The sequence below is a fragment of the Streptomyces sp. NPDC048361 genome, from assembly GCF_040651795.1.
Taxonomy (GTDB): domain Bacteria; phylum Actinomycetota; class Actinomycetes; order Streptomycetales; family Streptomycetaceae; genus Streptomyces.
Genome location: NZ_JBEZKW010000022.1, coordinates 35,838 through 56,868, shown reverse-complemented (window position 1 = coordinate 56,868; position 21,031 = coordinate 35,838). Strand labels below are relative to the sequence as shown.

Sequence of the window (21,031 nt, the reverse complement as noted above, 5' to 3'; positions counted from 1 at the left end):
CACCGGCGGATGGACCACACGAACGAGGCGCACACCTGCCATCCCCCGGCACGAAGGAAAACAACCGCAGACGGGGGTGCACGTGACGGCGATTCCCGGCCCATCGCAGAGCATGGTCTTCCGGAACGCGGATCTGCCGGGCCTCTTTCACCACGCGGACACGCTGGCGGTCGGCCGCCGGCAGTCGGCGGTCAAGCTGACCCGTACGCAACTCTCGCTCCTGGTGACGGGCGCCCTGGCGGCGGCGCTGCCGCAGGTGCGCGTCGGCCAGGACTTCCAGCTGCTCAGCGCGGTCAGTGCGTTCGCCTACGCGGGGGTGCTGCTCACGAGTTTCGGCGCGGCCCGGCGCCATGCCGCGTCGCACTGGCAGCTCAACCGGTCCGCGGCCGAGTTCATCAAGTCGATGTGCTGGCGCTACGCCGTGCATGGCGTTCCCTTCGATCTCGCCTCCCCCGATCCGGACGCGCTGTTCGTCACGCGGGTCGAGGAGGGGCTGCGGGAGCTGCGGAAGGTGGGCTGGCGCGACCCGCGCGACGGGGCCGGCGCCGAGGCACAAGGCCTGATCACCCCGGGCATGCGGGAGTTACGGGCCAAGCCGTTCGCCGTACGCAAGGAGACGTACGTACGCGACCGGCTGATCGAGCAGCGCAACTGGTACCGGCGCCGCCAGGAGACCTCGCGGCGCGCGACCCGGCTGTGGTCGACGGCGATCACGCTGCTGACCCTCCTCGCGCTCGTCTTCGCGCTGCTGCAGAGCTTCTCCGTCGCGGAGCGGCTGAACATGGCGGGCGTGCTGTCGGCGTCGGCCGCGGCCTGCCTCGCCTGGAGCGAGATCCGCCGCCACCAGCCGCTGATATCGGCCCACGCGCTGGTGGAGCAGGACCTCATGGAGATGCATGTGGCGATGGAGAACATGGTGACCGAGCGGCAGTGGCCGCAGGCCGTGTACGAGACCGAGCGCGTGGTCTCGCCCCAGCACACCGACTGGCTGGCCCGGCTGCGGAGTTGACCCGGCACGATCCGTGGAGCGGGTGAGCCGCCGGGCCGGGCCCGGCGGCTCACGCCCTGCGGCTGCCCTCGCGCCAGACGACGGTAACCGGGCGGCCGAGACTGCGGGCGTACTGCACGATGTCCCCGGTGCCGCCGAGTCCGCGGGCCGGCAGGCCGTCCCAGACGGCGACGAGACGGTCGCAGTTGTCCGCGATGTAGGCGCCCGCCGCGTAGTACGCCTCGTCGGTGGAGTGCGGGTAGCCGAGCGCCACCTCCTGGCTCGCCCGGCGTTTCAGGCCCCGGTAGCGGGCCAGTTCGGCGGCGTCCGCGAAGTCCGTCTCGTAGTCGCCGCTGGGGACCACCACGGTGAGGGCGGCGCCGCAGTCGAGGGCGATGCCGGCGAAGAGCTGGTCGGCGCCGGTGGCGAGGCTGGAGAGCGCTTCGAAGGAACCGTCGTGGCCGCGGAGCAGCGTGCGCAGCCGGTCGCGGATCTCCTCGAAGGCGTCGGGCGGGATGTCGCGGTGGCCGGTCACTCCGATGCGCTTCAATGCGTCTCACCCCGTGTGTCCGGCGCCGGTCACCGGCGGACCCGTCGAGCGTTCCGCCCCTTGCACATCCTCTCAAATCAGCGCAACACGTCCAGATGGAAAACCCCCGTCCGGTTCTCCCGGACGGGGGCCCGGCCGCGGTGGGCCGACGTGCGTCATGCCCTCAGAAGAGGCTCACGCCATAGGCGTTCATGGCTTCGAGCACCGGCTGGAAGAACGTGGTTCCGCCGGAGGAGCAGTTGCCGCTGCCGCCCGAGGTCAGTCCGAGCGCGGTGGAGCCGGAGTAGAGCGGGCCGCCGGAGTCGCCGGGCTCGGCGCACACGGTGGTCTTGATGAGGCCGGAGACGATGTCGCCGTTGCCGTAGTTGACCGTCTGGTTGAGCGCGGTGACCTTGCCGCTGTGGACGCCGGTGGTCGAGCCGCGCCGGGTGACCGTCTGGCCGACCGTCGGGTTGGCGGCGCTGGAGATGTGCTGGCTGCCCACCGCGCTCGGGTGCGCGAGCGAGGTGTTGGTGTACTGGACGAGCCCGTAGTCGTTGCCGGGGAAGCTGGTGCCGACCGTCGGGCCGATGCTCGTCGAGTCGGAGGAGTTGGTGTAGTAGTTCGGGTAGCCCTCGGTGCAGTGACCCGCCGTCAGGAAGTAGTACGTGGAGCCCTTCCTGACGTTGAAGCCGAGGGAGCAGCGCCAGCTGCTGGTGTAGATGGCGTCGCCGCCGGAGAGCAGCTTGGTGAACTTTCCGGGGGTCCGCTCGACGCGTATCGCGTCCGCGTTGGCCCCGGCCGCGTGTCTGATCCTGGCGAGGTCCGCCGCCGAGACGGTCGAGTCGGCGGTGAGGAGGACCTTTCCGGTCGTGCTGTCCACGCTCCAGGCAGTTCCCGCGACATCGGCGCCGCGGACGGCGTCGCTCGCGGCGTTCAGGGCGGCGGCGCTGAAGGTGTGGGTGGGCGCGGCACTGGCGTTGGGTACGGCGATGGCCACGGCGGCGAGCAGTCCGGTGGCGACGGCACCGATCTTGGCGCGTCTCGCCAGACCGGAGGGGGATGTGGGGGTGGTGCGCTTGATCCTCACTTCTTTTCCTCCCGAGGGGAATCGAGGGGCCCGTGAAATGGGGGGACCCGTGAGGCGCAGCCAAGGGTCACGGCAGCACAGAAGGACGCCGACCGTGCTCCTGACAAGCGCTGCGGAGGAGTATTCGGGGGGCCGGCCGGGGCGCGCAAGGGCGCCTTCTGGCCGGATCCCGCAGGGCCGCGCACGCCGGTGCGGGTCGGCGCGCACGGAGCGCTCCCCCGGCCCGCGCCCGCCACCTGCACCGCGGCACCCCGTACGGCCGGAGAGGGCCGGGCGGTCCGCCCCGCGGAGGAGGAGGGTTACACGGCCGAGAACCACCGGGAGATGACCTGAGGATCAACTACACGTGACATTAAGGAGGTTGAGCCCATTACTGCGTCAGCAGCTGGCGCAGCTGAGGCACTCGCAGCACTCACAGCACTGGCATGCCTCGCAGCAACCGCAGTCACAGTCGCAGTCGCAGTCGGCACAGCAGCCCTCGCGCCGCTTGCGCGACCAGGGGCCCTCGTACTCGTCGGCGCAGCACATCTTGCAGGTGCAGCACAGCCCGACGAAGGCGGCGCAGCCGGCGAGGAAGCCGCGGCCCTCGGGGGCCGGCGGTTCGGGGGCGTAGTGCTTGCGGAAGGGGTCGTCGCGCTGGGGCGGCTGGGCGTGCGAGCCGTGCTGTTCGTGGGGGCCGTGCTGCTCGTGAGGGCCGTGCTGCTTGTGAGGGCCGTGCTGCTCGTGAGGGCCGTGCTGCTCGTGGGGGCCGTGCTGCTCGTGGGAGTCGTGCGCGGCTTCCTGCCCGGCGCCCTCGGTGTCGGTGTGGCCGCAGGCCGTCGTGCGGAACGAGCGGTTCACCGACTGGTCGAGCTCATGGGCGAGCAGGACATGTGCGAGGCGTGCGTCCACGAAGTCGACCTCGCGCAGGGCGAGCCGGATGCCGTGCACCGCGTCGTCGGCGAGCCTGCGGGCCTCGGCCAGGCTCGTGCCGGTCGCCGCAAGGGGGTTCCAGGCGCCCGACGCGGCGTCAGTTTCCCGGTCCTCCACGGCGTCCAGGAGGTGCGCGAGCCGCCCGAAGAGCCGGCCCGCCTCGGCGAGGGGCTCGGCGTTGTGCGGCTTGCCCGCCAGCACGGCGGTGTGCGCGAAGGCGGCGGCGGTGGCCGTCTCGGTGGGCTCGGTGACCGTGAGGAGCGGGGTGCCGGGCCCTGCGAGCGCCTCGATGCCGGCCTGCCGCCCGACGGCGTCGACCAGCACGGCGGTGTCGAAGCCGAGCGAGGCGCCGGTGCGGGCGCCCGCACGGTCCCAGCCACGGGCCACCCGGCCCGCGGCGAGCGCGACCGGCTTGCGCCGCAACAGGCCGTCCCCGTCGGCGACGTGGTCGCGGACCTTGGCCGACGCGAGGACCAGGGAGACGGCGGCGGCGAGACGGGCTCCCTCACCCCGGGCGACCGGGGCGGTCTTCATCGCGCGCAGGGGGCAGGGGCCGGCCGTGCGCCGTCCGTCGGCGGTGCGCTCGGCCTGAGCCTCCGTCAGAACCGAGACGATCAGGCCGTCGTAGTTGGTCGCGACCCGGGCGAGCTGCCCGTGATCGGCACGAAGTGCCAGGCACAGCCCGCAGAGATGGGCCATCCACTCGGTACGCAGGCCCTCGGTGAGCCGGTGCGAGCACGGCCTGACCATTCCGAACACAGCTCTCCCCGCGTGCCGTCGAGCACGGGGCTCGCGCGTCGTTCTTCAGTGCGCCACGCATCGTATCGAGTGATCCGTTCACCCGTACGACCCCCGCTTCACTCATGTGGAGGGGGATTCGTCATTTTGTTACACCGGACTTCCCGTACCGGCCGTATCCCAGAAGTTTCCTGACGAATCGCCACATCCTCTGTGCCAGTACCGTCACGAATCACCTGCGCGGCGACTATCCACTTGGCGCGGGATCCGCATCATGGACGACCATAGGGATAGGGAACAGAAGAAGTCGCAAGAAGAAGACCGCTGCGAGAGGAGGCGTCCATGGGATCGGTGCGCAAGGCGAGTGCTTGGCTGGGACTTGTCGAGGACAACGACGACCGCTACTACGACGACGAGTACACCGAAGGTGCCGCCGCCGAACCCGGCCAGGCCTGGGTGACGGACCCGCGGGTGCGGGTGGCCTCCGAGTCGGCCGAGGAACAGGGCCGCCGGATCGCCACCGTCACGCCGGACGGCTTCCGGGATGCGCGGGGCATCGGCGAGCTGTTCCGCGAGGGCGTCCCGGTGATCGTCAACCTGACGGCGATGGACGCCGGGGACGCCAAGCGCGTCGTCGACTTCGCCGCGGGTCTCACCTTCGGGCTGCGCGGCTCCATCGAACGCGTGGCGACCAGAGTCTTCCTGCTGACCCCCGCCGACACCGAAATCGTCAACGGTGAGGCCGCCGGCCGCCAGACCGGCGGTTTCTTCAACCAGAGCTGAGCTCTTGAGCCGATCCACCGATGAGCTGATCCACTGAAGACGCCTCCCGGTCGGGGGGCCGGACCACGGCGTGATTCGCCGTGGGGCACGGCACCCCCGGGAGCCGACCGCGCGCGCCGCCCGACGGGGCGGGCCGGATCGGGCCGACGGGGGCGGCCGGGTCGGAACGGGCCGCTCAGCGGAAGGCGTCGAGTCCGGTGAGCGCCTTGCCGAGCACCAGCTGGTGCATCTCGACGGTGCCCTCGTACGTGAGCACCGATTCGAGGTTGGTGGCGTGCCGCATCACCGGGTACTCCAGCGAAATCCCGTTCGCGCCGAGGATCGTGCGCGAGGTGCGGCAGATCTCGATCGCCTCCCGTACGTTGTTGAGCTTTCCGAAGCTGACCTGTTCCGGGCGGAGCCGGCCCGCGTCCATGCGGCGGCCCAAGTGGTGGGCGAGCAGGATGCCCTTGTGCAGTTCGAGCGCCATGTCGGCGAGCTTGGCCTGAGTGAGCTGGAAGCCGCCGATGGGCCTGCCGAACTGCTCGCGGGTCTTCGCGTAGTCGAGCGCCGCCTCGAAGGAGGAGCGGGCCGCGCCCATCGCGCCCCAGACGATTCCGTACCGGGCGTGCGAGAGACAGCTGAGCGGGCCCTTGAGGCCGGTGACGCCGGGCAGTACGGCGTCGGCGGGCAACCGGACCTCGTCCATGACCAGTTCGCTGGTGACGCTGGCCCGCAGCGACCACTTGTGCTTGATCTCGGGGGCCGAGAAACCGGGGGCGTCGGTCGGCACGGCGAAGCCGCGGATGCCGTCGTCGGTCTGGGCCCAGACCACGGCGACCCCCGCCACCGAACCGTTGGTGATCCACATCTTGCGGCCGCTCAGGACCCAGTCGGCGCCGTCCTTCTTGGCGTACGTGCGCATGCCGGCCGGGTCGGAGCCGTGGTCGGGTTCGGTCAGGCCGAAGCAGCCGATGATCTCGCCCGCCGCCATGCCCGGCAGCCAGCGCTGCTTCTGCTCCTCGGAGCCGAACCGCCAGATCGCGTACATGGCGAGCGAGCCCTGCACGGAGACGAGGGAGCGGATGCCGGAGTCGGCGGCCTCCAGCTCCAGGCAGGCGAGCCCGTACTGGACGGCGGTGGCGCCGGCGCAGCCGTAGCCGGTGAGGGACATGCCGAGCGCGCCGATCGAGCCGAGTTCGCGGGCCAGTTCATGGATGCCGGGCAGCTCGCCGTTCTCGTACCACTCGGCGATGTGCGGCAGGACCCGGTCGGCGGCCCAGGAGCGCACGGTGGCGCGGATCGCGAGGTCTTCGGGGCTCAACAGGTCGTCGATGCCGAGCGGGTCGGCCGGTTCGAAGGGGGGCAGCTTGGAGGAAGGAGCGGACATGGGGGCGCCTCCGCGGCTCTCGCTCAACTAAAACTAGCAGTGTTAGTTATTACTGAGCGCTGACGTTACGGGTCAGTGTCGCGTGCGTCCAGACTCCACGGCCGCCACATCACCCGGCCGCGCCGGGGAGGGCAGCTTCATGCCGAGCTGCTGCTGCGACGGGCTCTGCTCGGGGCGGGTGCCGGGGTGCGGCTCAAGGCGGGTGCCGGGACTCTGCTCAGGGCGGGTGCCGGGGGGCGGCTCGGAGTGTGTCTCGGAGCGCGGCTCGAACTCGGGCTCGCACCCGCGGTCCTGGCCTGCCACCGAGCAGTCCATGATGCGGGGCAGCCGCAGCCCGGCCACCGCGCCGAGGAGCAGCATGCCGGCGCTGACGAACAGGGTGACGTGCAGGCCGTGGACGAACGAGTGGCGTGCCGCGGTGCGCAGCGCGGTGCCGGCCGGGCCGCCGAGGCGGGCGGCCACCTCGTAGGCCTCGCCCAGTGAGTTGGACGCGGCGCCCGACGCGGGCGCGGGGACCCCGTTGACGGAGGCGAGGCCGGGCGCGTAGGCGGCGTTCATGACGCTGCCGAGCAGGGCGATGCCGATACCCGCGCCGAGCTGGTAGGAGGTCTCGCCGATGGCGGCCGCGCCGCCGGCCCGCTCGGGCGGGGCTTCGCTGAGCATCGATTCGTACGCGGCGAACAGGGTGGTCTGGAGGCCGAAGCCGAGCACGACGAACGAGACGGTCATCAGCATCGGCCAGTCGGTCTGGCCCATCGGAACGAGCAGCAGGACGGCGGCCGCCACCAGGACGAAGCCCGTGCAGACCATCCGGCGCGGGCCGAGCCTGCGCAGGGTGTACGAGCCGGTCGCGCCCGCCGCCATCGCGGCGAAGGTCAGCGGCAGCATGCGCAGACCGGTCTGGAGCGGGGAGAGGCCGAGGACGAGCTGGAGGTACTGGACGGCTATGAGTTCCAGACCGACCAGCGCCAGCATGGCGATGATGATGCAGCCGACGGAGGTCGCGAAGGCGGGCCGGGAGAAAAGCCGGATGTCGATCAGCGGATGGGTGCGGCGGCGCTGCCTGCGGACGAAGACGATGAGCAGCGCGGCGCCGACGCACAGGGCGGCCAGGGTGGGGCCGTCGAGGACGCCGTCTCCGGCGCCGAGCCGCTTCACGCCGAAGACGACGGCGAGTATGCCGCCGGCCGCCATCAGCGCACCGAGCACGTCCCAGGGCCCGTCGGAGCTGCCCTTGGACTCGGGCAGGATCCAGCGGCCGAGCGGCAGCATCAGCGCCATCAGCGGGATGTTGACGAGGAAGACCGAGCCCCACCAGTAGTGCTGGACGAGGAAGCCGCCGAGCACCGGCCCGACGGCGGCGCCGATCGCCGCCACCGCCGTCCAGATGCCGATGGCGGTGGCCCGCTCCCGGCGGTCGGGGAAGACGACGCGCAGGATGGAGAGGGTGGCGGGCATGATCATCGCGCCGCCGATGCCGAGCAGCGCGCGGGCCACGATGAGCACCGGTGCCGAGTCGGCGAGGGCGGCGACCGCGGAGGCCGCGCCGAAGATCGCGTAGCCGAGCAGCAGGACGCGGCGCCGGCCCACCCGGTCGCCCAGCGTGCCGAAGAGGATGAGGAGCGCGGCGCAGACCAGGGGGTAGGCGTCGACGACCCACAGCAGTTCCACGGGGCCCGGCCGCAGGTCCTCGGTGACGGAGGGGATCGCGACGTGCAGGACGGTGGCGTCGAGCGCCACGAACAGCAGGCTCACGCAGAGGACGACGAGGATGACCCAGCGGTTGGCGCCGCCTGCGGCGGCACGCGCTCGTGCACCGGCCGTGGTCGTCCCTGTCATGTAGGTACCTCCCAGTACTGCGGGCTCCGCGGCCCGGGACGGCTCTGCCGCCGCGGACCGGTGCGTCACCGCTCTCGCGGTCGGCGGGCCCGGGGACCCGGTGGCTCGCGGCCAGGACCTGAGCGGAACGGTCCGTCCGGGGGCCGGCGTCGACGGGCGAGTGATTGGTCAGCGTACGCGAGTTCGTGCGGGTGGCGCGTGGTCCACCTCTCACCGCACGGCCACCCCGGGTGTGGTGTACGCCACGCGGGGGGACCCCGGAGTGATCTTTACGCTGCGTACCGGGCCGGTGACTGAAGGATTAATTCCACTCCCCCGCCCGGCAAAGGGAATTCTTCGGCATACCGAAAAATGCGTTCCGGAACGGGCGTGGACGAATGGAACGGGCGGCCCGGGGGTATTCTGCGGCGCCAGGAATAAAAGGCCGGGTGAGACATACTCCACATCACATCGTCATCACGAAGATCCTGGATCGGCCTGGACACTCTCTCACTCGCTGTAACGTCGATTGAGTGCGTACTGACCGAATCTTCGCCCGCCTGGACCGGGAGCCCGAGCCACCGAAGATAGAGATCCCGCGGATGAGCCGTCACCGCGTGGTCCTCTTCGGCGCGACGTTGGCGTTCTACCTCGCCATCGTCGTGGCCGTGCTCGGGTCGTCCTGGCTCGTCGAGCTGGACTGGAAGGTCATGCTGTTCCGGCCGTACGAGCGGTGGCCCCAGCTGCACGCCTTCCTGGACTACTTCGTGGTCCTCGGCCAGCGCGGGCCCACCGCCGTGATGGTGATGGCCTGGCTCGGCTGGCGCTCCTGGCGCCAGCACACACTGCGGCCGCTCCTGAGCCTCGGGGCGGCCCTTCTGCTGCTCAACATGACGGTCGGTTCGGTCAAGCTCGGTCTCGGCAGGCTCGGCCCGCACTACGCCACGCAGATAGGGTCCGCGGAGCTCTTCGCGGGCGGCGACATATTTCCCTCGGGGCACACCGCCAACGCGGTCGTGACCTGGGGCATCCTCGGCTATCTCGCCACCACCCCGCGCGCGAGACGCTGGCTGTCGGTCACCTCGGCCATGGTCGCCCTCGGCGTGGGGGCGACCACCGTCTACCTGGGCACCCACTGGGTGAGCGACGTGTTGCTCGGCTGGGCGGCGGGGCTGCTGATCCTGCTGGCGCTGCCCTGGTTCGAGCCGCTGATCGCCCGCGCCGAGGCCTTCGTCTTCGCGGTGCGCGAGAAGATCCGCGAGCGCCTGCGCTCCCGCGGCGTGGCGCTCCCGGTCCCGGTGCCGGCGTCGCCGGTGCCCGCGATGGTGCCCCCGCGCGGCCACGACGAGGACGTCGAGGCGCCGCTGCGCGAGCCGGTCGGCGTGGCCGGCGGCCGCGGCTCCACCCGCCCCATGCCGGCCAGGCCCCACCAGCCGGCCCGCTCGGAGCGACCCCCGGTCGTCCCCGCCGGCACCCGGCGCCCCCCGCACACCGAGCGGACCCCGCGCACCGCGCCGGCCCGGCCCCTGGGCGGCTGACGGCGCGGGCCCACGGCCCGGTACGCGACAGCACGAAGGCCCCCGGTATGCCCCGGGGGCCTTCGTCGTATCCGCGCCAGGCGTGGGCGGTACAGCGGCTCAGCCGTGCCAGCAGCGGGTCACGGTGCCGGCTTCGACCTCGAAGTTCAGCCGCCCCGCCATGTACTCCATCGTGATGACCGAGCCCGGTGGCAGTGACCTGACGGTCGACCAGCCGCGGGCGGCAGCGATCCGCTCGGCATCGTGGGAGTCGAGTCCGACATAGGACTCGGGGGCGTCGTCGGGACGGGCGGGCTGGGACGGTGTCGGTGCCATACGACCCACCGTAGGCGGAGCCGCCGGGTGACGGAAGTGGGGCTCCCGGCGGCCCGCAGGACCGGCGCGCGACCCGCTGGTTGTCCGCCCCCGGTGCCCCGCCAGTCACACTTCTGTCACAGGATCCGGGTCCGGTCCCGGCTCGAACTCCGTCACTCGTACGGGCAGTTCCTGACCCCTTGCCCGGTTATCGCACTGGGCTGTTCCGGCAGGTGGAACGCATTTCAAGGAGGACCACAATTCTTTCACGCAATCCCGGCCGAATTCCAACTCCATGGTGCTCCGCACGGAATTGACGAGGCGTGGGGAATTCACCGTCCCGGTCCCCGTTCGCGCTCCCGCCGTCTCACGGCCGTACCCCCTCGGCGGCCGGCCGGATCGCGCAGGCCCTCTGTTGCGGCGGCCCGAGGCGCGCGCATCATGGCCCCTGGCCCGACGCCGAGGACCCCTGGGGACGCCATGGACACGCAGACGGAGACCCCCGCGGCACGGCCCGCACGACCCGGCCGGCGGGGTGCGGTGGTCGTGGAGTGGCTGACCACCACGGACCACAAGAGGATCGGCCACCTCTACCTGATCACGTCGTTCGTCTTCTTCCTCGTGGCCGGACTGATGGCGCTCCTGATGCGGGCCGAACTGGCCCGCCCCGGGCTCCAGGTCATGAGCAACGAGCAGTACAACCAGCTCTTCACGCTGCACGGCACGATCATGCTGCTGCTCTTCGCGACGCCGACCTTCGCCGGGTTCGCCAACGCGATCATGCCGCTGCAGATCGGCTCCCCCGACGTGGCCTTCCCGCGGCTCAACATGCTCGCGTACTGGCTCTTCCTCTTCGGCGGGCTGATCGTGCTCGGCTCGGTGCTGCTGCCGTCCGGGCCCGCGAGCTTCGGCTGGTTCGCCTATGCCCCGCTCAACTCGCTGAACCACTCCCCCGGCGCCGGCGCCGACCTGTGGATCATGGGCCTCGCGCTCTCCGGGTTCGGCACGATCCTCGGCGCCGTCAACTTCCTGACCACCATCATCGGCATGCGCGCGCCCGGCATGACGATGTTCCGGATGCCGGTCTTCACCTGGAACGTCCTGTTCACCTCGATCCTGGTGCTCATCGCGTTCCCGGTGCTCGCGGCGGCGCTGCTCGTCCTGGAGGCGGACCGCCGGTTCGGCGCGGTGGTCTTCGAGGCGCAGAACGGCGGCGCGCTGCTGTGGCAGCACCTCTTCTGGTTCTTCGGCCATCCCGAGGTCTACATCATCGCGCTGCCGTTCTTCGGCATCATCACGGAGATCATCCCGGTCTTCTCGCGCAAACCGATCTTCGGCTACACGGCGCTGATCGGGGCGACGGCGGCCATCACCGGGCTCTCCATCGTGGTGTGGGCGCACCACATGTTCGCCACCGGGGCGGTGTTGCTGCCGTTCTTCTCGTTCATGTCGTTCCTGATCGCGGTGCCCACCGGAGTGAAGTTCTTCAACTGGACCGGCACGATGCTGCGCGGCTCGCTGAGCTTCGAGACGCCGATGCTGTGGTCGGTCGGCTTCCTCGTGAGCTTCCTCTTCGGCGGCCTGACCGGCGTCATCCTCGCCTCGCCCCCGCTGGACTTCCACGTCACGGACTCGTACTTCGTGGTCGCCCACTTCCACTACGTGGTGTTCGGCACGGTGGTCTTCGCGACCTTCGGCGGCTTCTACTTCTGGTGGCCGAAACTGACCGGGCGGATGCTCGACGAACGGCTCGGCAAGATCCACTTCTGGACGCTCTTCATCGGCTTCCACACCACGTTCCTGGTCCAGCACTGGCTGGGTGCGGAGGGCATGCCGCGCCGGTACGCGGACTATCTGGCGGCGGACGGCTTCACGGCGCTCAACACGATCTCCTCGATCGGGGCGTTCCTGCTCGGCCTGTCCACGCTGCCGTTCTTCTACAACGTCTGGAAGACGGCGAAGTACGGCAGGAAGGTGGAGGTCGACGACCCGTGGGGGTTCGGCCGCTCGCTCGAGTGGGCCACGTCCTGTCCACCGCCGCGGCACAACTTCGTGACGCTTCCCCGCATCCGCACCGAGTCCCCCGCCTTCGACCTGCACCACCCGGAGTTCGCCCCGTTCCGCGACGATCTGGTGCCCGGGGAGGAACCGGTCGCGATGCCGTCGTCGTCACGAGGGCCGGGCGGCACGGAGGTCGCGGACGGCGCGGGCGGCGGCTGAGCGGGGCGGGCGGCGGCTGACTGAGCCCGGCGCGTCTACTTCCGTACCGCGTCGACCCGGACGCTCAGGTCGTTGGTGCCCGTGTAGTACGGGCGGACCACACCGGGGCCCACCGTCGAACCCGGGTACACGAAGATCACCTGCTTCATGGGCACGTCGTCCAGGAGCCGGGCGAGGCGGACCGCACCGCCCTCGGTGCCGGTGAGCAGCCACAGGTCCCACAGCCACTCCTTCGCGTCGAGCCCGTCGCAGAGCGGCGCGTACGGCAGCGTGAAGGTGAAGCCGCCGCTCTCTCCGTCGGCGGTCGCCGGGACGCGGTGGACGCGGCCGCCCCCGCCCCGCCGGCGCGCCTCGACCACGGCGGAGGGGCCGAGCGTCGTTCCGTACAGCCGTCCGTGCACCGTGACGGTGTCCGCGCCGAAATTGATCGTGCCGGTCTCGGCGTGGGGTCTGCGCAGCCAGCTGCGCACCACGAGCGCTCCGGACCCATCGGCGTGGGGGATGCGGACGGCCACCCCGTCGGCGTCGGGCCCCGGCTCCCGGTCGACCAGCGCGCGCAGATCCCGTACGCCAGGCTCAAGGCGCTGCTCGGCGCCCTCGCCCAGGCGCAGATGCGCGTCCCAGAGGCCTTCGGGGAGGCCGACCGTGCTGGGCAGCACCGCCCTGAGCACCCCCTCGGCGGCCGGGGTGAGGGGCAGCAGCACATCGGCGCCCGGGTCGGCGGCGCGCCGGCGAAGGACCAGCGTGGCGCCCGGCTGCCCGGCGCCCGTGACGTCGAAGGTCACCCCACCCGCGGAGTCGGCTATGCAGTGGGCGCGCGGCGCCGCGGGGGCGTTGCCCGTGTCGGGGGACTCGGCGGTGGTGGTCATGCGGTCTGCCCTTTCCGGAGCACGGAGACGGCCTTGCGGCGCAGGGTGTACGCCCCGTCGAGGGCGGTGCTGCGGGCCCGGTGCAGGGAGCCGCGCAGCAGCCCGGCGGAACGGCCCGCGCCGCCCTGGGCGTACAGCGCCTCGAAGAGCGTCTCGTGGTGTTCGGCGGTGCCGACGGGGTCGAACCGTGCGGAGTTCTCCAGGGCCGCCTTGGCCATGCGGTGGCGCAGTGCGTCGTCCTGGATCAGTTCGAGCAGGGCCGAGGCCACAGCGTCGGCGTTGCCCGTCTCGACGAGCCGGCCGTCCACGCCGTCGTCGATGATCTCGCGTGGCCCCTGGGGGCAGTCCGTGGAGACGACGGGCAGCCCGCAGCGCATCGCCTCGACGATGGTCATGCCGAAGGACTCGTGGCTTGAGGTGACGGCCGCGACGGAGCCCTTGACCCACTCGCTGTCGAGGTCGCCGGCCAGGCCCATGAGGAACACGTTGTTGTAGAGGCCGAGATCGTCGATGAGGTTGCGCAGGGCGTCGCGTTCATTGCCGAACGCGTCGCCCGAGCCGTAGATCCGCAGCCGCCAGTCGGGGCGCACGGCGGCCACCTGCGCGAAGGCCCGCACCAGCAGGTCGTACCGCTTGACCGGGGTGAGGCGGCCGGCCGCGACGACCAGCTTGCCGTCGCCGGAGGCGGGTTCGACGGCCGGGGCGGGCACGGCGTTGGGTATCGCGTCGATGCGGACGCCGGGCAGCTTCAGCTCCTGGTAGGCCGCCGCGTCGGCGCGGGTGACCGTGGTGATCGCGTCGAGCAGGGGGTAGGAGTGGGCTATCTCGCGGCGCAGCCGGTAGTTGTGCCCGTCGAGGGTCAGGTGTTCCTGGCCGACGCGGATCACGCCGGGCCGCGTCTCCTGAGCTATGTGCACATTGAGGCCCGGCCGGGTGCCGATGACGACGTCCGCCTCGGTGCCGCGCAGATGGGCGCCTATGCGGGCGTCGGTGAGCCGGCTGTACTGGCGGTGCCGGCCGTCGCCGCGCGGGAAGACCCTGGCCGGCTGCTTGTGCTGGGGGTGCTCGCCCTCGTAACCGGGGCTGTGGGTGCGCAGGTCCACGAGGTGCCGGATGCGGACGCCTTCGGGCGCGGCCAGGGTGGGCTCGTCGCGGTGGCGGAAGACCGAGACGATCTCGACGTCGTGGCGCCGGGCCAGCTCACCGGCGAGGTTGAAGGTGGACCGGATGGTTCCGCCCAGGCTGTACGCGTTGTGCAGCAGGAAGGAGAGGAGCATGCGCCACGCGTCCCTTTGGTCGTTCGGTCGTTCCGTCGATCCCACGCTTGATCATCCGGCCGACCGGGTCGGTCGGATTCGAAACCCTTCGGTCTCGAACGGACTGTACTTGGGTTGGCCGCGTCCGCGCGCCGACGGGGTATCACCGCTGGTCAGGGCGGGGTCCTCCGTACCGGCGGAGAGCGTGTCACCGCCCCTGACGGTGTACGAGCCGGCCGGCGACGACGGCGCGCTTCCGGTGCACGGCTGAGCGGTGTGCGCTTCCATTCCGTTCGCCCTCGCGCGTGACCCCGGCCGCGGATCGTCCGTTGTCGTTCGTACGAGAGAAGCCGGGAACCGCCCGGCGCATCCACTCAGTTCCTAGGAGCCACCCGTGCCGCGCATGCTCGACGTCAGTGAGGACGTCCGCGCCGAGATCGGCGACGAAGAAGCCGAGCGGCTGCTCGCCGGCGAGAACGCCCCGGGCAGCTACGACTGCACCTCCTGCCGGACGCCGGGCGACTCCGAGCAGGAGCGCACCAGCACCGTCCTGTTCGTCGGCGAGGAAACGGCCGTCCTCGCCTTCGCCCATGCCAGCTGCATCCCCTCGCAGGTCGTCCAGGTCGCCGAGGAGCAGCTCCAGGGCGCCGTACGGTCGATCACGGGCGAGGAGCCGGCCGGCGGATCTGAGCAGGCGGTGCTCGGCATCACCAGCGGTCTGGTGCTGATCGAGGGCGATCTGCATCCCGCGCTCGTCGTGGAGCCGACCGCCCCGATCGCCCGCCCGGGCTCGGGCGGCACCAGCGACGAGTTCCTGCCGCTCCTCATCGAGCAGGGCTTCGTGCCGGTCACCGACATGGGGCGGCTGCCCTCGGTGCTGCCGGGCTGGTCCGTGCTGCTCGCGATGGGCCAGCTGCACGCCGTCCTGCAGCCCGGCACCGGTGGCAGCGGCTCGGTCTCGTGGTGGCAGGCGCACCAGCCGCTCCAGGTGACCGACGGCTGGCGTGCCGCCGCCAACAAGTCGCAGCGTGTGCTGGTCTTCGCCGTTCCGGTCGGCGTGATCGGCCAGCAGCCCCGCGAGGACCTGCTGAGGGACGCCCTGGAGAAGGCCGCCGCCGACGGCCGCCTGGTCGCCGCCGCGATGCCGCTGGCCGGCACCTGAGACCACGCGGGGGAGCGCGGGGCCCTGGCCCCGACCTGGCCGCCCCCCGAGCCCTCAGACCGACCGCCGAGCGGCCCCCCGAGCCCTCAGACCGACCGCCGAGCCGCCCCACGGGGCCGCAGGCCGACCACAACCGAGTCTCCCCGTGCGACCCCGTGGTGACCCGAACCGCCCGTGCGACCCCGGGATCCGGCCCGCCGCACGGCGCCGCCGCTCTGCGCCGCTGGGAACCACGCCCGACGCGCCCCTTCCGTGCTCTGCCGGGCCCTCCGAGGGTCCGGCGGGGGCCGAGAGGGGCGTGTGGCGTTTCCGTGCCGCGCTACCGATAAGCGGAAATACCCCGCAACCCCGGCCCCACGGGGTCGTTGGCACAGACGTGCACTCATACGACCCCTCCCGCCAGCAGTACCAGTCCCAGATCCCCGCGATGCGCCCTTCGGGCGACGCATCGGGAGCCCACTCCCCCACGCCGATCTACGACGCGCTGTACTCGGAGTACCTCCGGTCCTTCCGCGCCCTGCCCGGCGACCGGTCGGGCGAGGAGGATCTCGGGTTCGTCGGCTTCGGGGCGCTCGGCACCGGTTTCGTCCCGGTGATGCACGGCTCCCGCACCGGCCAGCCGAGCCACCAGACCCAGCACTTCCCGGCGACGTACGCGGGGAACTGGCATGTGCACCCCGCGATGAACGCGAACGGGCGGCAGTACGCCGGGCAGCATCAGCTCCCGGCGGCCCTGCCGCCCGGGCCCCGCAGGGGGCTCTGAACCTCTCGCGTACGGGCTCGCTCCCGTGAGGACGTCACACCCTCACGGGCCCCGTACCGGCGTTACTTCTTGCGCCCGCGCTTCTCGCGCACCCGCACCGAGATGTGGATCGGGGTGCCCTCGAAGCCGAACTCCTCGCGCAGCCGGCGCTCGATGAAGCGCCGGTAGCCGGCCTCGATGAAGCCGGAGGCGAAGAGCACGAACCGCGGCGGCTTGGTGCCCGCCTGCGTACCGAACAGGATGCGCGGCTGCTTTCCGCCGCGGATCGGGTGCGGGTGGCCGGCCACGAGCTCGCCGAGGAAGGCGTTGAGGCGGCCGGTGGGGACCCGGGTCTCCCAGCCCGCCAGGGCCGTCTCGATCGCCGGGACCAGCTTCTCCATGTGGCGGCCGGTCAGCGCGGAGACATTGACACGGGGCGCCCAGGCGACCTGCTGCATCTCCGTCTCGATCTCGCGCTCCAGGTAGTAGCGCCGCTCCTCGTCGAGGGTGTCCCACTTGTTGTACGCGATGACGACGGCGCGCCCGGCCTCGACGGCCATGGTGATGATGCGCTGGTCCTGCACGGAGATCGACTCGCTGGTGTCGATGAGAATGACCGCGACCTCCGCCTTCTCGACGGCGGCGGCGGTACGCAGCGAGGCGTAGTAGTCGGCGCCTTCCTGGAGGTGGACGCGACGGCGGATGCCGGCCGTGTCGACGAACTTCCAGGTGATGCCGCCCAGTTCGATGAGCTCGTCGACCGGGTCGCGGGTGGTGCCGGACTGGGCGTTGACGACGACGCGGTCCTCCTTCGCGACCTGGTTCAGGAGCGAGGACTTGCCGACGTTCGGACGGCCGATGAGGGCGATGCGGCGCGGGCCGCCCACCGCGGTGCCGAAGCGCTGCGCCGGGGCCTCGGGGAGCGCCTTGAGGATTTCGTCCAGCAGGTCGCCGGTGCCGCGGCCGTGCAGCGCGGAGATCGGGTACGGCTCGCCGAGGCCCAGCGACCACAGGGCCGCGGCGTCGGACTCGCCGGACATGCCGTCGACCTTGTTGGCGGCGAGCACCACGGGCTTGCCGGACCGGCGAAGGAGCCGCACGACGGCCTCGTCGGTGTCGGTGGCGCCCACGGTGGCGTCGACGACGAAGACCACGGCGTCGGCGGCCTCGATGGCGTACTCGGCCTGGGCGGCGACGGAGGCGTCGAGGCCGAGGACGTCCTGCTCCCAGCCGCCGGTGTCGACGACCTTGAAGCGGCGGCCCGCCCACTCGGCCTCGTAGGTGACGCGGTCACGGGTGACGCCGGGCTTGTCCTGGACGACGGCCTCGCGGCGGCCGATGATCCGGTTCACCAGGGTCGACTTGCCGACATTGGGGCGGCCGACGACGGCGAGGGCCGGGAGCGGGCCGTGGCCGGCTTCGTCGAGGGCGTCCTCGATGTCCTCGGCGTCGAAGCCCTCCTCGGCGGCGAGCTCCATGAACTCCGCGAACTCGGCGTCGCCGAGTGCTCCGTGGTCGTGCTGGTCGTTCATGAAGTCCGTACCTCGTTCATCGTCGTGATCGGTGGACCGCGATCGAGCGGTCCACTACTGAAAGTCTGGCCTAGCGCCCGGTCAGGCGCCTGGCGTTCGCCAGGTGGCCGGTGAGCCGGTCCTGGATGCGGACGGTGGCCTCGTCGAGCGCCTTGCGGGTCCGGCGTCCGCTGCCGTCCCCCGCAGGGAAAGGGTCTCCGAAGACCACGTCGACGCGGCTGCGCAGCGGGGGCAGCGCCTTTATCAACCGTCCGCGGCGCTCGGTGCTTCCCAGGACGGCCACCGGGACGATGGGCGCCCCCGACCGTACGGCGAAGTAGGCGAGGCCTGCCCGCAGCGACGCGAAGTCGCCGTCGCCGCGGGTGCCCTCGGGGAAGATCCCGAGGACGCCGCCACGGTCGAGCACGGCCAGCGCGTCGGTGATCGCGGTGCGGTCGGCGACCGTCCGGTCCACCTTGAGCTGGCCGATGCCTTCGAGGAAGGGGCCGAGCGGCCCGATGAAGGCTTCCTTCTTGATCAGGAAGTGGGTGCCGCGCGGGGCGGTGCCCATGACCATCGGGCCGTCGATGTTGTGGGAGTGGTTGACGGCGAAGATCACCGGACCACCCGCCGGAACGCGCCAGGCGCCGAGCACCCGGGGCTTGAACAGCCCGTACATCAGACCGACACCGATGCGGCGCCCGATCTCGGCGCCTCGGTTCGAGGGAACCGTCACTTGGCGGCCCGCTTCTCCTCGATGAGGGTGACGACGCACTCGATGACCTGGTCGAGCGTGAGCTCGGTGGTGTCCACCTCGACGGCGTCGTCGGCCTTGGCGAGCGGGGAGGTCTTACGGCCGGAGTCGGCCGCGTCCCGCTTGATCAGGGCCTGCTTGGTGGCGGCCACGTCGGCGCCCTTGATCTCGCCGCTGCGGCGGGCCGCGCGCGCCTCGGGCGAGGCGGTGAGGAACACCTTGAGGTCGGCGTCGGGCAGCACGGTCGTACCGATGTCACGGCCCTCGACCACGATGCCGTGCCCCGCGCCGGCCGCGATGTCCCGCTGGAGCTGGGTGATCAGGGTGCGCACCTCGGGGACGGCGCTGACCGCGCTGACCTTGGAGGTGACCTCCTGGGTGCGGATCGGGCCCGACGCGTCCTCACCGTCGACGGTGATGGTCGGCGCCGACGGGTCGGTGCCGGAGACGATCACGGGCTTGGCCGCGGCGACGGCGATCTCCGCCGGGTCGGCGATGTCGATCCCGTTGGTGATCATCCACCAGGTGATCGCCCGGTACTGGGCTCCGGTGTCCAGATAGTTCAGCCCCAGCTTGGCGGCGACCGCCTTGGAGGTGCTGGACTTGCCGGTGCCGGAGGGGCCGTCGATGGCGACAATCACTGCTGCCGGAGCGGTCCGGGCGGCGGTTTCCACGGTGACGGACACCTTCCTTGTACGGGGCGGGGATGCTCGGGACGCAAATCCGCCCCGTACAAGGTTACTGGCTCGTGCGGGCCCGCCGTCCCGCCCGGTCGGGAGTACCGCCTCACCGCGTGACCGCGCCACCGCCTGACCGCGTCACCATCTGACCGCGCCACTGCCTGACCGCGCCACTGCCTGACCCCGTCACCGCCTGACCGCGTCACCATCTGACCGCGCCACTGCCTGACCCCGCCACTGCCTGACCCCGTTTCTGCCTGACCGCGTCACTGCCTGATGGACCAGCCCCGCTCGCGCAGCGCCGCGGTCAGGCCCGCGGCCGCCGTCGGCTCGACCATCAGCTGGACCAGGCCGGCCTGCTGACCGGTGGCGTGCTCGATGCGCACGTCCTCGATGTTGACCCCGGCCCGGCCCGCGTCCGCGAAGAGCCGCGCGAGGCCGCCCGGCTCGTCGCTGAGCAGCACGGCGACGATCTCGTACGTGGCGGGGGCCGCGCCGTGCTTGCCGGGCACCCGGACCCGGCCGGCGTTGCCGCGCCGCAGCACGTCCTCGATGCCGGCCGCGCCGCCGCGCCGCTTGTCCTCGTCGGCGGATTCCAGGGAGCGCAGGGCGCGCACCGTCTCGTCGAGGTCGGCGGCGATGCCGGACAGGACGTCGGCGACCGGGCCCGGGTTGGCGGAGAGGATCTCGACCCACATGCCGGGATCGGAGGCCGCGATGCGGGTGACGTCGCGGATGCCCTGGCCGCACAGGCGTACCGCCGTCTCGTCGGCCTCCTCCAGACGGGCGGCGACCATCGAGGAGACCAGCTGCGGGGTGTGCGAGACGAGGGCCACGGCCCGGTCGTGGGCGTCGGCGTCCATGACGACCGGCACGGCACGGCACAGCGCGACCAGTTCGAGCGCGAGGTTGAGCACCTCGGTGTCGGTGTCGCGGGTCGGGGTGAGCACCCAGGGCCGGCCCTCGAAGAGGTCGGCGGTGGCGGCGAGGGGACCCGAGCGCTCCTTGCCGGCCATCGGATGCGTACCGATGTAGGAGCCCAGGTCGCAGCCGAGGGCGAGCAGCTCGCGGCGCGGGCCGCCCTTGACGCTGGCCACGTCGATGTAGGCGCGGGCCACCCCGTCGCGGATCGCCCCGGCCAGGGTGGCGGCCACGTGCGCGGGCGGCACGGCGATCACGGCGAGGTCGACCCGCCCCTCGGGCGCCTCGTCCGTGCCGGCGCCGAGCGCGGCGGCGGTGCGGGCCTGGCCGGGGTCGTGGTCGGCGAGGTGCACGGCGATCCCGCGGCTCGCGAGGGCCAGCGCGGCGGAGGTGCCGATCAGGCCGGTACCGATGACGAGGGCGGTTCTCACTGGGCGATGTCCTTGCGGAGGGCGGCGGCGGCGCCGAGGTAGACATGGGCGATCTCGGACCGGTCGAGATAGGTCTCGATGTGCGCGAGGACGCGCACCACGCGGGGCATGGCACCGGCGATGTCCAGCTCCTGCGCGCAGATCAGGGGTACGTCGGCGAGACCGAGCCGGCGCGCGGCGGCGGCCGGGAAGTCGCTGTGCAGATCGGGGGTGGCCGTGAACCAGACACTGATGAGGTCGTCCGGGGTCAGCCCGTTGCGCTCCAGGATCTCGGTGAGGACCTGGCCGACCTGCTCGTCCATGTGCGCGGCCTCGTCCCGCTCCAGCTGGACGGCCCCGCGGACCGCTCGTACCGCCACGACGTACTCCTCGGACTCCGGCCATCGATCGTTCTTCCCGTCCAGCGTAGTCAGCGCCGCCGTCGCC

19 protein-coding genes are annotated in these 21,031 nt (G+C 71.7%); 6 read left to right on the top strand and 13 right to left on the bottom strand.

Features of this window, described 5'->3' with window-relative positions:
- Positions 1-112: 112 nt before the first annotated feature.
- Positions 113-1,009, top strand: a complete 897-nt coding sequence (locus AB0D31_RS15400) for a DUF4231 domain-containing protein (RefSeq protein WP_362722419.1) — start codon at positions 113-115, stop codon at positions 1,007-1,009.
- Between the two features lie 49 nt (positions 1,010-1,058).
- On the opposite strand, the gene AB0D31_RS15395 is transcribed toward AB0D31_RS15400, so the two are convergent.
- From AB0D31_RS15395 to AB0D31_RS15385, 3 genes are all read right to left on the bottom strand, one after another.
- Positions 1,059-1,538 (bottom strand): hypothetical protein, encoded by a 480-nt coding sequence (locus AB0D31_RS15395; RefSeq protein ID WP_362722281.1) that lies wholly within the window; start codon positions 1,536-1,538, stop codon positions 1,059-1,061.
- A 163-nt stretch (positions 1,539-1,701) separates the two neighbouring features.
- The gene (locus tag AB0D31_RS15390) at positions 1,702-2,607 is read right to left on the bottom strand and encodes a S1 family peptidase (protein WP_362722279.1); all 906 of its coding nucleotides are present in this window, start codon (positions 2,605-2,607) and stop codon (positions 1,702-1,704) included.
- A 378-nt stretch (positions 2,608-2,985) separates the two neighbouring features.
- Positions 2,986-4,278: a DUF5685 family protein gene (locus AB0D31_RS15385; protein WP_362722277.1), complete on the bottom strand. Its 1,293-nt coding sequence runs from the start codon at positions 4,276-4,278 to the stop codon at positions 2,986-2,988.
- A 321-nt stretch (positions 4,279-4,599) separates the two neighbouring features.
- Here AB0D31_RS15385 and sepF point away from each other — a divergent pair, with 321 nt between their 5' ends.
- Positions 4,600-5,040: a cell division protein SepF gene (sepF, locus tag AB0D31_RS15380; protein ID WP_362722275.1), complete on the top strand. Its 441-nt coding sequence runs from the start codon at positions 4,600-4,602 to the stop codon at positions 5,038-5,040.
- Between the two features lie 175 nt (positions 5,041-5,215).
- Here sepF and AB0D31_RS15375 read toward each other — a convergent pair whose 3' ends face one another.
- Both AB0D31_RS15375 and AB0D31_RS15370 read right to left on the bottom strand, forming a co-directional pair.
- Entirely contained in the window at positions 5,216-6,409 is a 1,194-nt protein-coding gene (locus AB0D31_RS15375; protein WP_362722273.1) for an acyl-CoA dehydrogenase family protein, read from the bottom strand.
- Between the two features lie 72 nt (positions 6,410-6,481).
- Positions 6,482-8,248: an MFS transporter gene (locus tag AB0D31_RS15370; protein ID WP_362722271.1), complete on the bottom strand. Its 1,767-nt coding sequence runs from the start codon at positions 8,246-8,248 to the stop codon at positions 6,482-6,484.
- Positions 8,249-8,760: 512 nt separating this feature from the next.
- Between AB0D31_RS15370 and AB0D31_RS15365 the strand changes: the two genes are divergently transcribed.
- Entirely contained in the window at positions 8,761-9,765 is a 1,005-nt protein-coding gene (locus AB0D31_RS15365) for a phosphatase PAP2 family protein (RefSeq protein ID WP_362722269.1), read from the top strand.
- Positions 9,766-9,864: 99 nt separating this feature from the next.
- Here the strand turns inward: AB0D31_RS15365 and AB0D31_RS15360 are convergent, their stop codons facing one another.
- Complete coding sequence (locus AB0D31_RS15360) at positions 9,865-10,080, bottom strand: I78 family peptidase inhibitor (RefSeq protein WP_362722267.1); 216 nt, start codon at positions 10,078-10,080, stop codon at positions 9,865-9,867.
- A 459-nt stretch (positions 10,081-10,539) separates the two neighbouring features.
- Here AB0D31_RS15360 and ctaD point away from each other — a divergent pair, with 459 nt between their 5' ends.
- A complete protein-coding gene (gene ctaD, locus AB0D31_RS15355; RefSeq protein WP_362722265.1) occupies positions 10,540-12,279 on the top strand; it encodes a cytochrome c oxidase subunit I in 1,740 nt (579 codons plus the stop codon).
- A gap of 35 nt (positions 12,280-12,314) precedes the next feature.
- On the opposite strand, the gene AB0D31_RS15350 is transcribed toward ctaD, so the two are convergent.
- The gene (locus AB0D31_RS15350; RefSeq protein WP_362722264.1) at positions 12,315-13,148 is read right to left on the bottom strand and encodes a hypothetical protein; all 834 of its coding nucleotides are present in this window, start codon (positions 13,146-13,148) and stop codon (positions 12,315-12,317) included.
- The gene (locus tag AB0D31_RS15345; RefSeq protein ID WP_362722262.1) at positions 13,145-14,425 is read right to left on the bottom strand and encodes a glycosyltransferase family 4 protein; all 1,281 of its coding nucleotides are present in this window, start codon (positions 14,423-14,425) and stop codon (positions 13,145-13,147) included. Before AB0D31_RS15345 ends, AB0D31_RS15350 begins: the two co-directional genes overlap by 4 nt.
- Positions 14,426-14,798: 373 nt before the next feature.
- On the opposite strand from AB0D31_RS15345, the gene AB0D31_RS15340 reads away from it, so the two are divergent.
- Positions 14,799-15,566 carry a hypothetical protein gene (locus AB0D31_RS15340; RefSeq protein WP_362722259.1) on the top strand — a complete coding sequence of 256 codons (768 nt, stop codon included), beginning with the start codon at positions 14,799-14,801 and terminating at the stop codon, positions 15,564-15,566.
- A 376-nt stretch (positions 15,567-15,942) separates the two neighbouring features.
- Positions 15,943-16,329 carry a hypothetical protein gene (locus AB0D31_RS15335; protein ID WP_362722256.1) on the top strand — a complete coding sequence of 129 codons (387 nt, stop codon included), beginning with the start codon at positions 15,943-15,945 and terminating at the stop codon, positions 16,327-16,329.
- A gap of 62 nt (positions 16,330-16,391) precedes the next feature.
- On the opposite strand, the gene der is transcribed toward AB0D31_RS15335, so the two are convergent.
- From der to aroH, 5 genes are all read right to left on the bottom strand, one after another.
- Positions 16,392-17,840, bottom strand: coding sequence for a ribosome biogenesis GTPase Der (der, locus tag AB0D31_RS15330; protein ID WP_362722253.1), 1,449 nt, complete (start codon positions 17,838-17,840; stop codon positions 16,392-16,394).
- A gap of 70 nt (positions 17,841-17,910) precedes the next feature.
- The gene (locus AB0D31_RS15325; protein WP_362722416.1) at positions 17,911-18,498 is read right to left on the bottom strand and encodes a lysophospholipid acyltransferase family protein; all 588 of its coding nucleotides are present in this window, start codon (positions 18,496-18,498) and stop codon (positions 17,911-17,913) included.
- Between the two features lie 53 nt (positions 18,499-18,551).
- Entirely contained in the window at positions 18,552-19,259 is a 708-nt protein-coding gene (gene cmk / locus AB0D31_RS15320; RefSeq protein WP_362722250.1) for a (d)CMP kinase, read from the bottom strand.
- Positions 19,260-19,519: 260 nt separating this feature from the next.
- Positions 19,520-20,605, bottom strand: a complete 1,086-nt coding sequence (locus AB0D31_RS15315) for a prephenate dehydrogenase (protein WP_362722248.1) — start codon at positions 20,603-20,605, stop codon at positions 19,520-19,522.
- Positions 20,602-20,964 (bottom strand): chorismate mutase, encoded by a 363-nt coding sequence (gene aroH, locus AB0D31_RS15310; protein WP_362722245.1) that lies wholly within the window; start codon positions 20,962-20,964, stop codon positions 20,602-20,604. Before aroH ends, AB0D31_RS15315 begins: the two co-directional genes overlap by 4 nt.
- Between the last annotated feature and the right edge of the window lie 67 nt (positions 20,965-21,031).